Annotated in this window: 16 protein-coding genes; 8 read left to right on the top strand and 8 right to left on the bottom strand. The window is 67.6% G+C overall.

Annotated elements, in window-relative coordinates; all coding sequences use genetic code 11:
• Nucleotides 1–2: 2 nt before the first annotated feature.
• Genes ACFWXQ_RS33285 through ACFWXQ_RS33275 form a run of 3 tightly spaced genes read left to right on the top strand, consistent with a single transcriptional unit; the run spans nt 3 to nt 2,337 of the window.
• Entirely contained in the window at nt 3–404 is a 402-nt protein-coding gene (locus tag ACFWXQ_RS33285) for a DUF742 domain-containing protein (protein WP_186001158.1), read from the top strand.
• Nucleotides 385–1,047, top strand: a complete 663-nt coding sequence (locus ACFWXQ_RS33280; protein ID WP_383949334.1) for an ATP/GTP-binding protein — start codon at nt 385–387, stop codon at nt 1,045–1,047. The genes ACFWXQ_RS33285 and ACFWXQ_RS33280 overlap by 20 nt, the downstream gene beginning before the upstream one ends.
• A 36-nt stretch (nt 1,048–1,083) precedes the next feature.
• Nucleotides 1,084–2,337 carry a styrene monooxygenase/indole monooxygenase family protein gene (locus tag ACFWXQ_RS33275; protein WP_383949337.1) on the top strand — a complete coding sequence of 418 codons (1,254 nt, stop codon included), beginning with the start codon at nt 1,084–1,086 and terminating at the stop codon, nt 2,335–2,337.
• Between the two features lie 443 nt (nt 2,338–2,780).
• Here ACFWXQ_RS33275 and ACFWXQ_RS33270 read toward each other — a convergent pair whose 3' ends face one another.
• On the bottom strand, nt 2,781–3,356 hold the full coding sequence (locus tag ACFWXQ_RS33270) for a hypothetical protein (RefSeq protein WP_383949340.1): 576 nt from the start codon (nt 3,354–3,356) through the stop codon (nt 2,781–2,783).
• A gap of 465 nt (nt 3,357–3,821) precedes the next feature.
• Here ACFWXQ_RS33270 and ACFWXQ_RS33265 point away from each other — a divergent pair, with 465 nt between their 5' ends.
• Entirely contained in the window at nt 3,822–4,847 is a 1,026-nt protein-coding gene (locus tag ACFWXQ_RS33265) for a hypothetical protein (RefSeq protein WP_383949343.1), read from the top strand.
• Between the two features lie 188 nt (nt 4,848–5,035).
• Here ACFWXQ_RS33265 and ACFWXQ_RS33260 read toward each other — a convergent pair whose 3' ends face one another.
• On the bottom strand, nt 5,036–5,776 hold the full coding sequence (locus ACFWXQ_RS33260; RefSeq protein WP_383949346.1) for an SDR family NAD(P)-dependent oxidoreductase: 741 nt from the start codon (nt 5,774–5,776) through the stop codon (nt 5,036–5,038).
• Between the two features lie 94 nt (nt 5,777–5,870).
• Between ACFWXQ_RS33260 and ACFWXQ_RS33255 the strand changes: the two genes are divergently transcribed.
• Nucleotides 5,871–6,479, top strand: a complete 609-nt coding sequence (locus ACFWXQ_RS33255; protein WP_383949349.1) for a TetR/AcrR family transcriptional regulator — start codon at nt 5,871–5,873, stop codon at nt 6,477–6,479.
• A gap of 90 nt (nt 6,480–6,569) precedes the next feature.
• Here the strand turns inward: ACFWXQ_RS33255 and ACFWXQ_RS33250 are convergent, their stop codons facing one another.
• The 4 genes from ACFWXQ_RS33250 to ACFWXQ_RS33235 all read right to left on the bottom strand — a co-directional run bounded on the left by ACFWXQ_RS33250 (nt 6,570) and on the right by ACFWXQ_RS33235 (nt 10,106).
• Nucleotides 6,570–7,748 carry an NlpC/P60 family protein gene (locus ACFWXQ_RS33250; RefSeq protein WP_383949352.1) on the bottom strand — a complete coding sequence of 393 codons (1,179 nt, stop codon included), beginning with the start codon at nt 7,746–7,748 and terminating at the stop codon, nt 6,570–6,572.
• 108 nt (nt 7,749–7,856) lie between these two features.
• Entirely contained in the window at nt 7,857–8,195 is a 339-nt protein-coding gene (locus ACFWXQ_RS33245; protein WP_383949355.1) for a hypothetical protein, read from the bottom strand.
• 10 nt (nt 8,196–8,205) lie between these two features.
• Nucleotides 8,206–8,931, bottom strand: a complete 726-nt coding sequence (locus ACFWXQ_RS33240; protein ID WP_383949360.1) for a TetR/AcrR family transcriptional regulator — start codon at nt 8,929–8,931, stop codon at nt 8,206–8,208.
• Nucleotides 8,932–9,509: 578 nt separating this feature from the next.
• Complete coding sequence (locus ACFWXQ_RS33235) at nt 9,510–10,106, bottom strand: hypothetical protein (protein ID WP_383940515.1); 597 nt, start codon at nt 10,104–10,106, stop codon at nt 9,510–9,512.
• A 212-nt stretch (nt 10,107–10,318) separates the two neighbouring features.
• On the opposite strand from ACFWXQ_RS33235, the gene ACFWXQ_RS33230 reads away from it, so the two are divergent.
• Nucleotides 10,319–11,497: a sensor histidine kinase gene (locus tag ACFWXQ_RS33230; RefSeq protein WP_386269814.1), complete on the top strand. Its 1,179-nt coding sequence runs from the start codon at nt 10,319–10,321 to the stop codon at nt 11,495–11,497.
• Nucleotides 11,494–12,153: a response regulator gene (locus tag ACFWXQ_RS33225; RefSeq protein WP_383940521.1), complete on the top strand. Its 660-nt coding sequence runs from the start codon at nt 11,494–11,496 to the stop codon at nt 12,151–12,153. The genes ACFWXQ_RS33230 and ACFWXQ_RS33225 overlap by 4 nt, the downstream gene beginning before the upstream one ends.
• Nucleotides 12,154–12,425: 272 nt before the next feature.
• On the opposite strand, the gene ACFWXQ_RS33220 is transcribed toward ACFWXQ_RS33225, so the two are convergent.
• Nucleotides 12,426–13,355 (bottom strand): diiron oxygenase, encoded by a 930-nt coding sequence (locus ACFWXQ_RS33220; protein ID WP_383940524.1) that lies wholly within the window; start codon nt 13,353–13,355, stop codon nt 12,426–12,428.
• 140 nt (nt 13,356–13,495) lie between these two features.
• Here ACFWXQ_RS33220 and ACFWXQ_RS33215 point away from each other — a divergent pair, with 140 nt between their 5' ends.
• Nucleotides 13,496–14,602, top strand: coding sequence for a ferritin-like domain-containing protein (locus ACFWXQ_RS33215; protein ID WP_383940527.1), 1,107 nt, complete (start codon nt 13,496–13,498; stop codon nt 14,600–14,602).
• Between the two features lie 20 nt (nt 14,603–14,622).
• Here ACFWXQ_RS33215 and ACFWXQ_RS33210 read toward each other — a convergent pair whose 3' ends face one another.
• Nucleotides 14,623–15,144, bottom strand: coding sequence for a DUF3291 domain-containing protein (locus tag ACFWXQ_RS33210; RefSeq protein ID WP_383940530.1), 522 nt, complete (start codon nt 15,142–15,144; stop codon nt 14,623–14,625).
• Nucleotides 15,145–15,149 lie beyond the last annotated feature (5 nt).

Below are 15,149 nucleotides of genomic sequence, written 5' to 3'. Positions count from 1 at the left end.
ACCTGAGCGGCACGCCCAGGCTCCCGGTCCGCGGCGGCGACCGCAAACCCGCCCGCGTACGCCCGTACTCGCTCACCGGCGGCCGTACGCGCTTCGGGCACGTCCTGCTCGTCGAGACGTTCGTGGCGGCGCTCGAAGCCCCGCCGGAGCGCCCGGAACTGGAGAATGGTTCACTCTCCACCCGGGTCATGCCGGAGATGCGGGCCATCGTCGAACTCTGCCGCCGGATGCGGACGGTGGCCGAGGTCGCCGCCCTGCTGAAGATGCCGCTCGGTGTGGTCCGGGTGCTCCTCAGCGACCTGGCGGACCAGGGAAAGATCCGTGTGTACGGAACAGGTCACGGCCCGGGACAGCCGGACCGCGCTCTGCTGGAAAGGGTGCTGAGTGGACTCCGTCGTCTCTGACGCCTCCCGCGTCGCAGATGTCTCGCGATACCCCGGGTCTCCCCAACTCATCGAAGCTGACGATGAGTTGAAGGCCTGGCAGAAGGACCGTACGCGCGCCCCGATCGCCACGAAGATAGTGGTGGCCGGCGGCTTCGGCGTCGGCAAGACCACCCTCGTCACCGCCGTCTCGGAGATCACGCCCCTCCAGACGGAGGCGCTGATGACCGAGGCGAGCGAGGACACCGACGACCTCAGCTCGACCCCGGAGAAAGTCACCACCACCGTGGCCATGGACTTCGGCCGCATCACGCTCGACGACGACCTGGTCCTGTACCTGTTCGGCACGCCGGGGCAGCAGCGGTTCTGGTTCATGTGGGACGACCTGGTGCGCGGGGCGATAGGCGCGGTGGTCCTCGCCGACACCCGCCGCCTCAGGGACTGCTTCCCGGCGCTCGACTACTTCGAGAGCTGCGGGCTGCCGTACGTCGTCGCCGTCAACCACTTCGACGGCAGCGCGAAGTACGAGCCCGAAGACGTACGCGAGGCCCTCACGATTCCCCCGCACATACCTGTCATGATCATGGACGCGCGCAGCAGGTTCTCGGCGATCGAGACCCTGCTGGCCCTCGTCGGCCACGCACTCGAAGTCAGCCCGGAATAACCGGAACAAGACGTACGTACGCAGAGAAGGACAGGCATGCGGAAGATACTCGTCGTCGGAGCCGGCCAGTCCGGACTCCAGCTCGCCCTCGGACTCCAGTCGAACGGGTACGAGGTCACCCTGATGTCCAACCGCACGGCGGACGAGATCCGAACCGGCCGCGTCATGTCGACGCAGTGCATGTTCCACACGGCGTTGCAGCACGAGCGCGATCTCCAGGTGAACTTCTGGGAGTCCCAGGCCCCGAAGATCGAAGGACTCGGCGTCTCGGTCGCCGCCCCCGGCTCGCACGACCCGGGCCCGACCCAGCGCGCGATCGACTGGGTCGGCCGGCTCGACGGGTACGCCCAGTCCGTCGACCAGCGCGTCAAGATGGCCGGCTGGATGGAGACGTTCGCCCAGCGCGGCGGCCAACTGGTCATCCACGGAGCGGCGGTCGGCGACCTCGACTACTTCTCCCGTACGTACGACCTGGTCCTCGTCTCGGCGGGCAAGGGCGAACTGGTGTCGATGTTCGGCCGCGACGCCTCCCGCTCCCCGTACACGGAGCCGCAGCGCGCGCTGGCCGTCGCGTACGTCCACGGCCTGGGCCCGCGCCCGGAACACCCGGACTACGACGCGGTGCGCTGCAACCTCGTGCCCGGCGTGGGCGAACTCTTCGTCATGCCCACCTTCACCACCTCGGGCCGGGCGGACATCCTCTTCTGGGAGGGCATACCCGGCGGCCCGCTGGACGCCTTCCAGGGCGTCAAGGACCCGGCCGAACACCTCTCCCTGACCCTGGAACTCATGGAGCGGTTCACGCCGTGGGAGTACGCGCGGGCCACCAAGGTCGAACTCACCGACGCCGGCGGCACGTTGGCCGGACGCTACACGCCCACGGTCCGCAACCCGATCGGCCGGCTGCCCGGGGGCGGCCTGGTCCTCGGCGTCGGTGACGTGGTCGTCGCCAACGACCCGATCACCGGCCAGGGCTCCAACTCGGCCTCGAAGTGCGCCGCTTCGTACCTCGACTCGATCCTCGCGCACGGCGAGAAGGAGTTCGACGAAACGTGGATGCGGGACACCTTCGAGCGGTACTGGGACACGGCCCAGCACGTGACCAAGTGGACGAACGCGATGCTCGGCGCCCCGCCGGAGCACGTCCTCAACCTGATCGGCGCGGCGGGCCAACTCCCCCCGGTAGCCGACCGCTTCGCGAACGGTTTCAACGACCCGTCGGACTTCGAGAACTTCTTCTATGAGCCGGAGAAGACGGGCGCGTACCTGGCTTCGGTGGCCGGAGCCTGACGGGCCTCTGACCTGCGGTCCAGTAGTCGTCATTGGTCATAGTTGGTCGTCGTTGGCTGGTCTCGGACGGCCCACAGACGGCCCGGCTGTGAGTGGCTGCCGCTGATGGTGTGAGTTCCTACGGCAAAGACCCCCAGCCTTGCTCGGCTGGGGGGGGGGGGCTTCTCGCTGGCAGGGGCGCGCTTGGTTCCCCCGGGCCAGACGGCCTGTAGCGGCAGACCAGGCCAACGGCGCATCTCGACTGCGGCGAGACGTCGTTGACCGTGGTTGACCGCACGATGTGGCACACGACCGCTTTTTCCCGAAGCATTCCCGTGGGCTCTGCCACCTGACCTTGGGTGACCTCTGGCCTGCGGCGACGGCACATGGGTGTCCGTGCTCGTCCGGCCGTGCGCGGTGCGGTTGTAGCGCGGTTGGACACAGGAGAGCTCTCACCTAGGTAGCTACGCCTCCGACTTGTACCAAACCTTCGTGCAGGTGGGGGCCCCTGAAATCTCGCCTGCCGTTCCGCCGTATTCGCGACCAGATGGGCTCTTGAAGGTGAACTCGTGGATGCCGGTGTCCAACGCTGTGGACGACGCGACCTCAGTGAGGTCTCCACTCGGTTCGGTGTAGTGCAGTTCGATGTGCGTGCGGACTAGCTCCGCTGCCTGCGAGCGATCGATTGACTGACTGGGAAACACATCCTGGATACGGCCCTTCACCTTGGCTACGACGTACTCAATGCCGGTCGCGATTCCAACGCCGGATGCGCCGCCTAGAGCGCCGGTCGACAGGTCGAGGATGAACTCCCCAAAGGAGCCAGATGCCCCCCAGTTCGTCTCACGGGTCTGTACTGAAAGCGAGTTGGAAACAGGGAAGTCGAGCGTTCCATTGAGAGTTGTGAGGGAAGTCAGGTCCTCCTTGATCCCTTCAACTGGTACCTCGATCTCTATCAGAGACAAGGTCCACGCCTCGTGGGGTGGCTGGTGTGGACCTGGCGCAAGCCTGATCGCGATGCGAGCACTGAGAACTTCCATGGGACTCCTCACTTACGTGGGACGCGGTGCCCGCAGGCTACTGCCGCTGCCGCTCGGGGATTGCTGCTTTTGTGTGGGCGACGAATCGCTGCCCTAGCGACAGCACCCCACCCGCACTGCGAACCGACCGACAGCCGCACGACTGGCCCTCGCTGTCTCGGAACCTGAGCGCCCCCGCCGAAGGCATGCCATTGGCCCACGGTGACTTCCTTGGCTTCTGCGCGCTGCCACGTAGCGCGCCGTCCGGCGCGGCCGACCGGGGCGCAGACAGGAGGCAGGCCGCGCGGTGCGCGGCCTTGATACTGCTGGGGAAGTTCTATCGTCCCAGGAGTAACGGCTTTCAAGACCAGTCCACCTACGGTCCCAGCAATGCGCTGACCGCGACAGACGGGAGCGCACCAGGACCCTGATCCATACGGCGCAAACCAAAGCGCGGCATCGCCAGATTTGTCACATAGTCAGGTCATGGGTTTCCTTCTGCGTAGGCTCGACAAGACAAGGGAACTGCGTGCAGTGACTTCGTCCCGAGTCATCGATCTTATCGGGCGACTACAGCTCAAACTCGCGGAGAATCCGAATAACCCTCTACTTGTGACAGCCATGCACCAAATCGAAGAGTGTCAAGTGGCTCTCGAAACCTTTGCCCCTAGAGCTTCATCACTAGCCGTCGCTCAGATTCACTTCGACGCGGCGTTCATTCTATATTTGCGTGCGGCAGATTGCGATGAAACAGGCCCCGTGATGCCTGCAATCCTTGGAGCGGTGAGGGAGAATCTCCCGCCTGGTGATCTGCGTAGAAAAGCTGTTGAGGACATCGTCGAGGAGGTTTCTTCAAGAGGGATTCCATCCATTACGGAGTCCGACCGTGAGACGGTTCTGGATACACTGGCAGCGGCGAATCAAGCTCGAATTAACAGGTCGCTACGGGTTCGCAGCTTCGTACGTATCGTGGCGATGGTTGGCCTATTGCTCACGATTGTCGCCCTCAGTGTGGCTGCCCTAGGTGCACTACGACATACCGCCGTTCCTTTGTGCTTCGTACCTCAGACCTCAAAGGGCGCCTATTTTACTGCCTGCCCATTGCGCGTCGCTTCTGGAGGCACTCCTTCATTCCCCAATCAGGCGGCCACAGATCCCGGCGACTACCTTGTAGTGGAGATTGTCGGACTGGTATCCGCAGGACTTGCCGCCGCTACAGCCCTCCGGCAGATGAGAGGAAACACGACACCTTACAATGTCTCGCTAGTTCTTGCGGCGCTCAAGTTGCCGACCGGGGCCCTTACTGCTCCACTTGGTCTCCTCTTCATCCGCGGCGGCTTCGTGCCAGGTTTGTCGGCTTTGGATTCATCGGCTCAAATTATCGCATGGGCTATCGTGTTCGGTTACTCGCAGCAAATCCTGACTCGGTTGGTCGATAATCAGGCAAAATCTATTCTTGGAGACCCTCAAGGCGACTCGAAAAATGCAGCAGATCCTGCGGATCGAACGTGAAAGTCTTGAACGAAGTAAGGAATGTTTTACCGCGGTGTAGCGTCCGCTCTGCCAGCGGCATCGCCTTTTCACCCTGCTCGACGTCACGCGCGCCCATGTGGACGACGTGGCCCAATTCCAGAAGCTGCCGACGAAGAGCAGTTGCTTGAGCTCCCGGTGGAGGTCCGGACGCGCGTCCGCGTCCTGCCTCAGATCTGGTTCAGGCCGCCGTCGACGTACAGGCTCGAACCGGTGATGAAGCTGCTCTGGTCGGAGGCGAGGAAGGCCACGGCGGCGGCGATCTCCTCCGGGCGGCCGAGTCGGCCGAGCGGCACCACCGAAGCCAGCTGCTGCTTGAAGTCCTCCGGGGTGGGCGTGAGCCCCGAGATGCCAGGGGTGTCGACCGGTCCTGGCGTGACGGCGTTGACCCGGACACCGCGTCCCTTGAGTTCGTTGGCCCAGGTCCGGGCGAACGACCGGGTGGCGGCCTTGGTCGCTGCGTACACGCCGAACGCCTCCGTGCCGACGTCCACGACGGTGGAGCCGTTCAGGATGACCGAGGCGCCGTCGTTGAGCAGGGGCAGCGCCTTCTGCACGGTGAACAGCGTGCCCCGGACGTTGATCCCGAAGTGGCTGTCGAAGTGCTCCTCGGTGATCTGGTCGAGCGTCACGAACTCGGCCACGGAGGCGTTCGCGAACAGGACATCCAGCCCCTGGCCCCGGTCGCGGATCGCGTCGTAGAGCCGGTCCAGATCGGCCAGGTCCGCGATGTCACCGGTCACCGCCGTGGCCGCCGAACCGATCACTTCCACGGCCGCGTCGAGTTCGGTCTTGCGCCGGCCGGTGATGAACACATGCGCGCCCTCGGCCGCCAGCCGTACCGCACTGGCCAGGCCGATTCCGCTGCTGCCCCCGGTGACGAGAGCGGTCTTCCCCTCAAGCGATCCCACGTGAACAGCCTCCTTCGACTTCTGCAGCGATCGCCGCAGAAGTCGAACGGTAGCACTTCCGCATCGATCGATGCGGAAGAGGTAGACTGCGGAGGTGGAGACGAAACAGAGCGGCCCCATCGGCCGACCGCGAGGCTTCGACGCCGACGAGGCTCTCGAACGGGCCATGCTGGTCTTCTGGGAGCACGGCTACGAGGGCGCCAGCCTGGCCTGCCTGACGAATGCGATGGGCATCTCCACCACCAGCATGTACGCGGCCTTCGGCAACAAGGAGGCGCTGTTCCGCAGGGCCCTTGAGCGCTACACCGAAGGCCCGAGCGGCTATCTGCCCCGGGCCCTGGAGGAGCCGACCGCCCTCGGCGTCGCCACCGCGATCCTGGCCGGCACCGTTCGAACCACCACCCGCCCCGCCCAGCCCAACGGCTGCCTGGGAGTCCAGGGCGCCCTGACCGTCAGCGACTCCGGGCGGGAAGTCCGTGACCTTCTCGTCGCCTGGCGCGACAACGGCTACACCCTCGTCCGAGAGCGGTTCCAGCGGGCCGTCGACGAAGGCGACCTGCCTCCGGAGACGGACCCGGGGTTACTGGCCCGCTACCTCACCGCCCTGGGGTACGGCATCGCCGTGCAGGCCGCGAGCGGTGTGGGCCGCGACGAACTCCAGGAGATGGCCGACGCGGCCCTGCGCAACTGGCCGCTCTCCTGAGAGCGGTGCCTGTTCTTCGGAAGGGGGGATCCTGAGCTCTCACCTCGGCTGCTGGTCGGCTGTGGCTGATCGCGCAGTTCCCCGCGCCCCTCAAGGGGCAGGCGCGCTGTAGCCCTCGTCCGAGCCGTCCGTCGCGCCCTCGGGGAGCTCCGGCGGGGTGTAGGTCTGCAGGGGCTCTCCGCCCGGGTCCGGTCGTACGGCACCCAGTACGGGATTGGCGGCGATGGGGGACACCTTGACCGTCGCCCCCGGCCTCGGTGCCTGGACGACCATGCCGTCGCCGAGGTACATGGCGACATGGGTGGCCCCGGGGAAGTAGACGACCAGGTCCCCCGGACGCAGCTCGCTCAGTTCGACGTGCGGCAACTGGGCCCATTGCTCCTGGCTGGTACGGGGGATGGCCCGGCCCGCGCTGCCCCAGGCCTCCGAGGTGAGACCGGAGCAGTCGTACGTGTCCGGCCCCTCGGCGCCCCACTCGTACGGCTTGCCGATCTGGTCCACGGCGTGGCGCAGAGCCCGGTCCCCTTCACCGGTGGGCGGCCGGGCACTGCTCAGCGCACCCGAGGCCACGAGCTCGTCCTGCGCCTCGGCCACGCCCGACTTCTCCAACTCGGCCACCCGGGCGAGCTGTTCGGCGGTCAGCGAGACGAGCAGCTCCTCGACGTCCTTCAGCCGCTTCCCGACGAGGTCGCGGTCCTTCTTCTGCCGTTCGGCGAGGGTGAGTTGCTCGTCGAGCGCGCGCCGGGCCTCCCGCGCCAGCCCGTCGGTCCTCCGCTCGTCCACCACCAGCCGGTCGACCGTTCCGGCGCGCTCCAGCGAGACCTGCCGGATCACCTGGCCCTGGTCGAGCGCGTGTTGAGGATCACGGGCCAGCAACAGCCGTACGTACGAGGAGATTTCGCTCGTGCCCTGGTACTGCTGCCGGGCGAGCCGTCCCGCGGCGCCGCGGCTGCCCTGGAGCGAGAGCCGGGCCGCGGAGAGGCGCCCGTTGAGCCTGTCGACCTCGGTCCGCTGCCGCTTCAGCTTCTCCTCGGTCGAGTTGTACGTCTCGGTCGCCTCCTCTGCCTCCCGGTAGAGCCGCTGGAGGTCGGTCAGCAACTCGGCGACGGACGGCTCGCCCTCCGGTACGGAATCCGGTGCCGAGCTCTCGCCGGGTTCGGCCACCGGACTCTCACCGGGCTCGGGCACCGCGGCCGCCGGGCCGGGTGCGAGGACGGCGCCGGCCGCGATCGCCGCCGTACAGACCAGCCGCAGAAGCCTTCCTGACACGTCATCACCTCCGGTGCGGGGCGCGGCCCTTCCGCTCCTCCGCACCACGAGCGTCAGACGCGCGCGCGAGCTCCGCGCGGCGAGCGTGGGCGATCCGGCCCAACCAGGTCACTCGTCGGTGTCGTCCGACTTGCCGTCCGGCGTGGCGTCTGGCTTGATGTGCGCCGCGGTGTCGGGCTTCGGCTCCGGCTTCGACCACGGCCACCGGAGCCTGCCGCCGCTCGTGTCCGTGGGGTCGTACTCGTACTTCCACCCCTGATGCAGCGCGAGCCGCCTGCTGGTCCCCGCCTGCACCCGCCGGTAGACGAGCACGGTCGGCGGGCCACCGGCGTTGTCCGGGACCGGGACCCGGTACACCTTCGGCGGGTGTCCGGTCGGACCGAGCAGGACCGGCAGCACCCGGCCGTCCAGGGGGCCGCCTTCGAAGGGGGTGTCTTCGCTCTTCACGCAGCCAGTGTCACAGCAGGTGGGCCGCGTCGCCCACCACGGGCAGCACCGCCCGTGCGAACGTGCCCATCGGGCCGTCCGCGGGCTCCATCGCCAGCGCGGCCCGTACGGCAGCGGCTGCCTGGGCGTCGCGCCCCGCGGTCGCCACGAGACAGGCGACGAACTGCTCGACGAGCCAGTCCCGCAGCTCGTCCAGCGGCGGTTCCTTCTCTTCGTCCAGCCAGATCAGGGAGGCGGCCTCGACCGCCGTGATCCACATCCGGACGGTCATCCGCAGCCGGGGTGCCGGTTCCTCGACCTCCAGGTGAACCAGGATGTGCTCGGCGGCGGCCCGTCGTACCCCGTCCACGATGGCCGTGGTCCGTGACGTCTCGACGACGCTTCCGCCCTGCAGCAGCGCGCTGAAGCCGGCGTCGTGCTCGTCCACGAAGGCGAGGTAGCGGTCCAGGGCGTTGGAGAGCCGCTGGGTGAGCGGGCCCTGAGGGGGTTCGGCGAAACAGTGCGTCAGCTCTTCCGCGGCGGACCTGAGCGCGGCTTCGTACAACTGCTGCTTGCCGCCGGGGAAGTAGCGGTACACCAGGGGCCGTGAGACGCCGGCCGCTTCCGCGACATCGTCCAGGGAGACGTCTTCGGGGGCCCGTGCCGCGAACAACGACAACGCCGCTTCGAGCAACTGGCTTCGCCGCTCCTCGACACTGAGCCGCCGATACGCGCGTGCAGGAACCTCCGAGGCCATGCCCCGCAGCGTAACCTTTCTCGCCCCCGCCGCCCCTACCCGTCCCATCCCTGGGGGCTGCCGCCCCCAGCCCCCCGCATCGGCCTGAACGGCCTCGTCCTCAAGCGCCGGACGGGCTGGGAGGTGGGTGGGGGCTGATGGGGGTGGGTGGGTTGACCGTGGGTGGGTGGGGAATCGGCCTGGCGGCCTCGTCCTCAAACGCCGGACGGGCTGAGGGGTGGGTGGGGGCTGATGGGGGTGGGTGGGTTGATCGGGAGTGGGCGGGGATCGGCCTGGGCGGTCTTGTCCTCAAGCGCCGGACGGGCTGGGTGGTGCCGGGCTGGTGGGGTGGGTTGGCTGACCGTCGCCGGGTGAGGCATCGGCCTGGACGGCCTCGTCCTCAAGCGCCGGACCGGCTGGGTGGGCGGGGCTGATGGGGGTGGGGGTGGTTCGGGAGCCGGTCACGGACTGTGGCCGGGAGCCGGGAGCCGGTCACCGACACTGTGGCCGGGAGTCGGTCACGGACCCTGTGACTGGGACCCGGTCACGGACACTGTGGCGGGAGCCGGCTACGGACGCTGTGGCGCACGCGGCGGTGGTCAGCGGGGTTGGCGTCGGCTGCGGATGGTGAGGGTGATGGCGGAGGTGAGGAACCAGAAGGCGCCGACGGCCGAGTAGCCGGTGATGGTGGACAGGTCGCTTGTCGCCGAGGTGGACATGGCGGCGAAGTTGGCGCCGGCGAGGACGGAGAGTCCGCCGCTGATGACCATGGGCCACTGGGCACCGACGGTGCGCCGGCGCCGGATCGCCACGGCGAGCTGGATCGCTCCGGAAAGGAGGGCCCAGATGCCGAACACGAGCAGGGCCTTCCCGATGGTGGAGAAGACGGCGATGGTCATCCCTGCCGTAGCGGCCACGCCGAGAGCCATGTTGAGCGTACCGACGCGGTCCGTGGCGCCGGGGCCGGCCATGCGGCGTTCGAAGAGCGTGGCGACGGCGTCCCACAGGGGGTAGATCACCAGCAGCACGGCCGCAGTCACCGTGGGCTTGTCCGTCGATACCAGTGAGGCGGAGGTCGTGGCTACGAGTGCAACCCAGACCAGGGAGAAGGCGGCCCGGATCAGGTGGAGCGATCGGAGCCCGGAGAGCGTCGTCGAGGGCGTGGTCGTGCTCGAAGGCACGGTGGTCTGAGTCATCGGGTATCCCGTTCGGTGATCGTGACGGTGTGAGGCGGTCGCCCCGACGAGGAGTCTCAGCGGCCTCGCCAGGGGCCGCGTACTTCGAACGAAGTAGTTCCGCCATCCACTTCGGACCGAACGATCTCCGCCGTCCCCACAGCCCGGACCGGGCCCGCCGTCTACATCATTCGAAGTACACGTCCGCAGCACACGTGGACGAGAATCAGGCCATGGCCAAGGCGCACAACAACCACGACCAGCCCGTGGCACCCCTCTGGGTCCGCCGCCCCGAGGCCCTGCACCTGGCCGCATATTCGCTGGCCGCGCTGGTCTTCACCGGCCAGATCGTGGCAGTCGTCCTGCGAGGGTCGGACTGGCCGACGGCCCTCTCCGCGCTCCTCGCCGGAGCCGGTGTCGCCCTCTCATGGCGGAGCCCATGGGCAGGACTGGCCGTGACGAGCGCGGCGTCCTTCGCCGTCACAGCGGTGGGCCACGACCCCCTGTCGGTGTGGATGATGGCCGTGCTCGTGCTGTTCTCGGTCACCCTCAGGGGCAAGCAGCCGCTGGCCGCGACCGGCATCGTGGCCGCGTTCTTCCTGGGCGCGTTCATGACCCTGGGCGGATTCCGCGGCGGCGCGATCGTGGGAGCCGCCGCCCTCTTCTCAGCCATTGCGGGAGGTGCGACAGGGGCCGCGCTGCGCATCCACCGGGAGCACTGGCTCACCCTGGAGGAACGGGCCGAAAGCGCCATCGCCACCCGCGAGATCGAAGCCACCCGACGGGTGACCGAGGAGCGACTGCGCATCGCCCGGGACCTCCACGACGTCATCGGCCACCAGGTCGCGATGCTGAGCATGCATCTCGGTGCCGCGGAGATCGGACTGCCCGAAGACGCCGAGCCCTCCCGGCAGGCCCTCGTCTCAGCCAGGTCCAGCGCCCGTACCGTCGTCGTCGAAACGCAACGGATCCTCGCGCTCCTCCGCCTCGGGGACGACATCCCCGACGACGAGGCGCTCCGCCCGACCCCCGCACTCAGCGGCCTGGAAGGCCTCGTCGCCTCCTACGAGAGCATCGGCCTCGACGTCCGCCCCTCCATCGCCGTCCCCGCCGGTTTCGTGGAGCCCAGCGTCGGCGTGACGGTCTACCGGGTCGTCCAGGAAGCACTCACGAATGCCTACCGGCACGGAGAAGGGGCGGCAACCGTAGACGTACGCGAGCGCGACGGCAGGATCTGCGTCACCGTGGAGAACCGCGTAGGTCACTCACCGCGCGGCCCGGGCAGCGGACTCGGCCTCCTGGGCATGCGCGAACGCGTCGAGTCCTCCAGCGGCCGCCTGACGATCGACAGCGACGACGGGCGATTCCGGGTCCACGCGGAGTTCAGCCCCTTGGGAGCCACCGTCCGATGACACGGATTCTGATCGTCGACGACCAGGAAGAGATCAGGGCCGGCATCAAAGCAATGCTCAGGCTCGACCCGGGACTCATCGTCACGGGCGACCTCTCCGACGGACTCCAGGTCGTCCCCTTCCTCCGGTCCCACCCCGTCGACCTGGTCCTGATGGACATCCGGATGCCCGGCATCGACGGTGTCGAAGCCACCCGCCGGATCCGCAAGGAGCACCCACCCGAAAAGCTGCGGGTGATCGTGCTGACCACTTTCGACCAGGACGACATCGTTCTCGCCGCCCTCCGCGCGGGCGCCAACGGCTTCCTGAGCAAGACCGTGAGCCCCGCCGAACTCGTCGCCGGAATCACCGAGGTCATCGGCGGTGGCGGCGCACTGTCGGCCGCCGCAACAGCCGCACTCATCGGCCACATGACCGACAGCCCACCCCCGGTGATCGACCAGGAACTACTAAAACGCTTCGACGCCCTGACCCCCAGAGAACGGGACGTGGTCGTCCTCGTCGCGAGCGGCCTGGGCAACGACGAGATCGCGGCCCAATTGTCCGTATCACCGTTCACCGTAAAAACCCATGCGGTACGCGCCATGACAAAGGTCGGCGCCCGAGACCGAGCCCAACTCGTCTCCTACACCTTCCGGGCCGGCCTCTACCCCTGAGCTCACCGGGGTCGGACGTGCCCGCAGCCGCCATCGCACCGGAGGGGACGGGCCGGGGGTGTCCGCCCGCAGCGGCTGGCGTGTCGACTCGAGTGCCCTCGAAGCCAACCGATTCCACGCCAGACCGAGGACGGATACCCCCGGCCCGTCCCCGCCCCCGACGACCACGGATGCCCGACCACAACCCGCAGCCTGCATCCGGGAGGCACCCCCACCCACCCAGGGGCGCGAGGAACTGCGCGACCAGCCCCACACAACCCGCACCCGACAACTCAAGCCAGCAACCCCGAAGCCCTCCAAAGCCGCCGCCCCACCCCTCGCAACACCCCAATGTCATCCAGAAAGTCGGTCAACCGCTTGGACCCCGTCTGCATGACCTCCCGCCGATGCCCACTCGCCTTCACCTGAGCCATCGCCTCCCGCCGGTCAAGCCCCACGTTCTCGTACACATCGGGATTGACGAAGGCGACAGAGAACACCCGCGCGAACTCCCCGGACGTCACCCGAGTGAACTCCTGCGACCACCGAGGCGCGGTAACCATCTGCCGACGCAACTCCTCCCGCGCGTACCGCACATGCCGAGCCTCCTCCACCACATGGATCCGCGTCACACCCCGTACCAACGTCTGCACCCGCTCATCCGGAAACGTCAACCGCTGCATCCAGTCGAGCACCTCCTCACCCAGCAAGGTCGCCGTGAACGACCCAGGCGTCGTCGACACGGTCTTGAACAACCGCCCGAGGTTCTGATGGGCCCGGCTCACCGGATACCAAGGCGTCCCGCCCGACGAGATCAGCCGCGCGAACATCTTCGAGTGCCGGCACTCGTCCTCGATCTCGGTCAGCGCATAGCGCACATGCGCACTCGTCGCCGCCTTGTCATAGATGTGCCGCACGAGCAGCTGCATCAGGATGATCTCGAACCAGATCCCCAGCGAGGCCAGCGCAGCGGCCTCGTGCCGCGACAGCAGAATCCGCTGCTCCTCACTCATCCGCTTCCACAGCGGCGTGTCGTAGAGCGACACCAACTCCGGCGGCCAGAACCACTTCCCCTCCTCGAAGGGCGCGTCCCAGTCCAGCTCCTTGTCCGGGTCGAAGGAGTGCTTCGCGGAGGAGTCGAGCAGCCGCTCGGCCACCTGCTCCCGGTCCTTGAGCAGACCGAGCGCATCGCGCAGCACCTCGGCCTCCGTCACGGTCGTCATGGCTGTGTCCACCTCGTCGTACGGGAAAAACCTCAGGGTTACCGCCGGTCACTCCTTATGAGACTGCTTGTCAGCAAGACCGTCAATCCCTCGCGCGCAACTTGTTGACCCGTCGTCTACTACGTAGGAGCCTGCGAGACATGCCCACCTACGACCTGTACGCCAAGGACCCCGGAGCCCCCCTCTGGCAGGTGCCCGCGACCGGCGCGGCCCGGTTCAGCTGGGAGTACGACGAAGGACGGGAACGTCTGCTCGCCCTCTACCAGAAGGGCAAGGACAAGCAGTGGGACGGCCAGAAGAGGATCGACTGGGACCTGGAGGTGGACCCGTACGATCCGCTCGGCACCCCCGACGAGTCGATCTCGATCTACGGCACGCCCTATTGGGCGAGGATGAACGACCGCGACAAGGGCGAACTCCGCAAGCACTTCGCCTCCTGGCAGTTCAGCCAGTTCCTGCACGGCGAGCAGGGGGCCATGGTCTGCGCGGCCCGCATCGTCGAATCGGTCCCCGACCTGGACGCCAAGCTCTACTCCGCCACCCAGACCATGGACGAGGCCCGCCACGCGGAGATCTACGCCCGCTTCCTCCACGAGAAGATCGGGATGCTCTACCCGGTCAACGACAACCTCCAGTCGCTCCTCGGCGACACCCTCCGCGACTCCCGCTGGGACATGCCCTACCTCGGCATGCAGGTCCTCATCGAGGGCCTGGCGCTGGCCGCGTTCGGCATGATCAGGGACACCACGGACAAGCCGCTGCCCAAGCAGATCCTCGCGTACGTCATGCAGGACGAGGCGCGCCACGTGGCCTTCGGTCGGATGGCGCTGCGCGACTACTACAAGCAGCTCACGGACACCGAGCTCCGCGAACGCGAGGAGTTCGTCATCGAGGGCTGCTACCTGATGCGGGACCGGCTGCGCGGCGTGGAGGTCCTGGAGAACTTCGGCATCCCCAGGGCGGAGGCGGAGGAGTACAGCGAGCGCTCCGAATTCCTCGCGCTGTTCCGCCAGTTGCTGTTCTCCCGGATCGTCCCCTGCGTCAAGGACATCGGCCTGTGGGGCAAGCGCCTCCAGCAGGCCTACGTCGACATGGGCGTCTTCGACATGGGCAACTCCAACCTCGACCTTCTCATGGCCCAGGACGAGGAACTGGCCGAAAAACTGGACGCGGAACGCTTCGCGGCGGAGGAAGAGGCACGGGTCGCGGAGGTGGAGCAGGCGATCGAAGCAGGCGCGGAAACCTGACCGGGCACTCCACGCCGGGACTACACAGGGCACTCCACATCGGGAAGGGCCCGGGTCTCCCCCGACAGGGCCGTCGGAGCTGCCTCCCCGGCCGGAAACGACGTCCGAAGCGTGAACGCGTACGCGGTCGCCCCGTGCGCCCGCAGATGCAGCAGCCGCTCCTCCGCCTCGGCGACCGTCGGCCGGTGCCCGGCCGGCACCCACCACAGGGCCGTCATCGCCTCCCGGATCCGCTCGAACCATTCATTGCGGCGGGTGAGCAGCTCACGGTGCTGTCCCTGGTACATGAACGCGGTCAGGGCGTTGGTGTCCCGCCACACCGTCAGGTTGATGATCAGCCAGTCGTCACCGAAGACGGACGTGTCCGTCGCGTTGCCGGAGTCGCTCTGCAGACGCCAGACGAAACCGTCCGCGGCGTCGGCGACCGCGTTCACCGGGTCGAGGGCGTCGACGAAGTCCTTCAACTGCGGGGAGTCCAGAGGGGCTTTGAGTCGGGAGATGTTCACCTGGGCGAGTTCGTACGCGGCAGCGGGCTGAGTCATGAACC

The organism is Streptomyces sp. NPDC058697 (assembly GCF_042715345.1).
Lineage (GTDB): Bacteria > Actinomycetota > Actinomycetes > Streptomycetales > Streptomycetaceae > Streptomyces > Streptomyces liliifuscus.
This window is presented reverse-complemented; position numbering and strand designations above follow the sequence as displayed.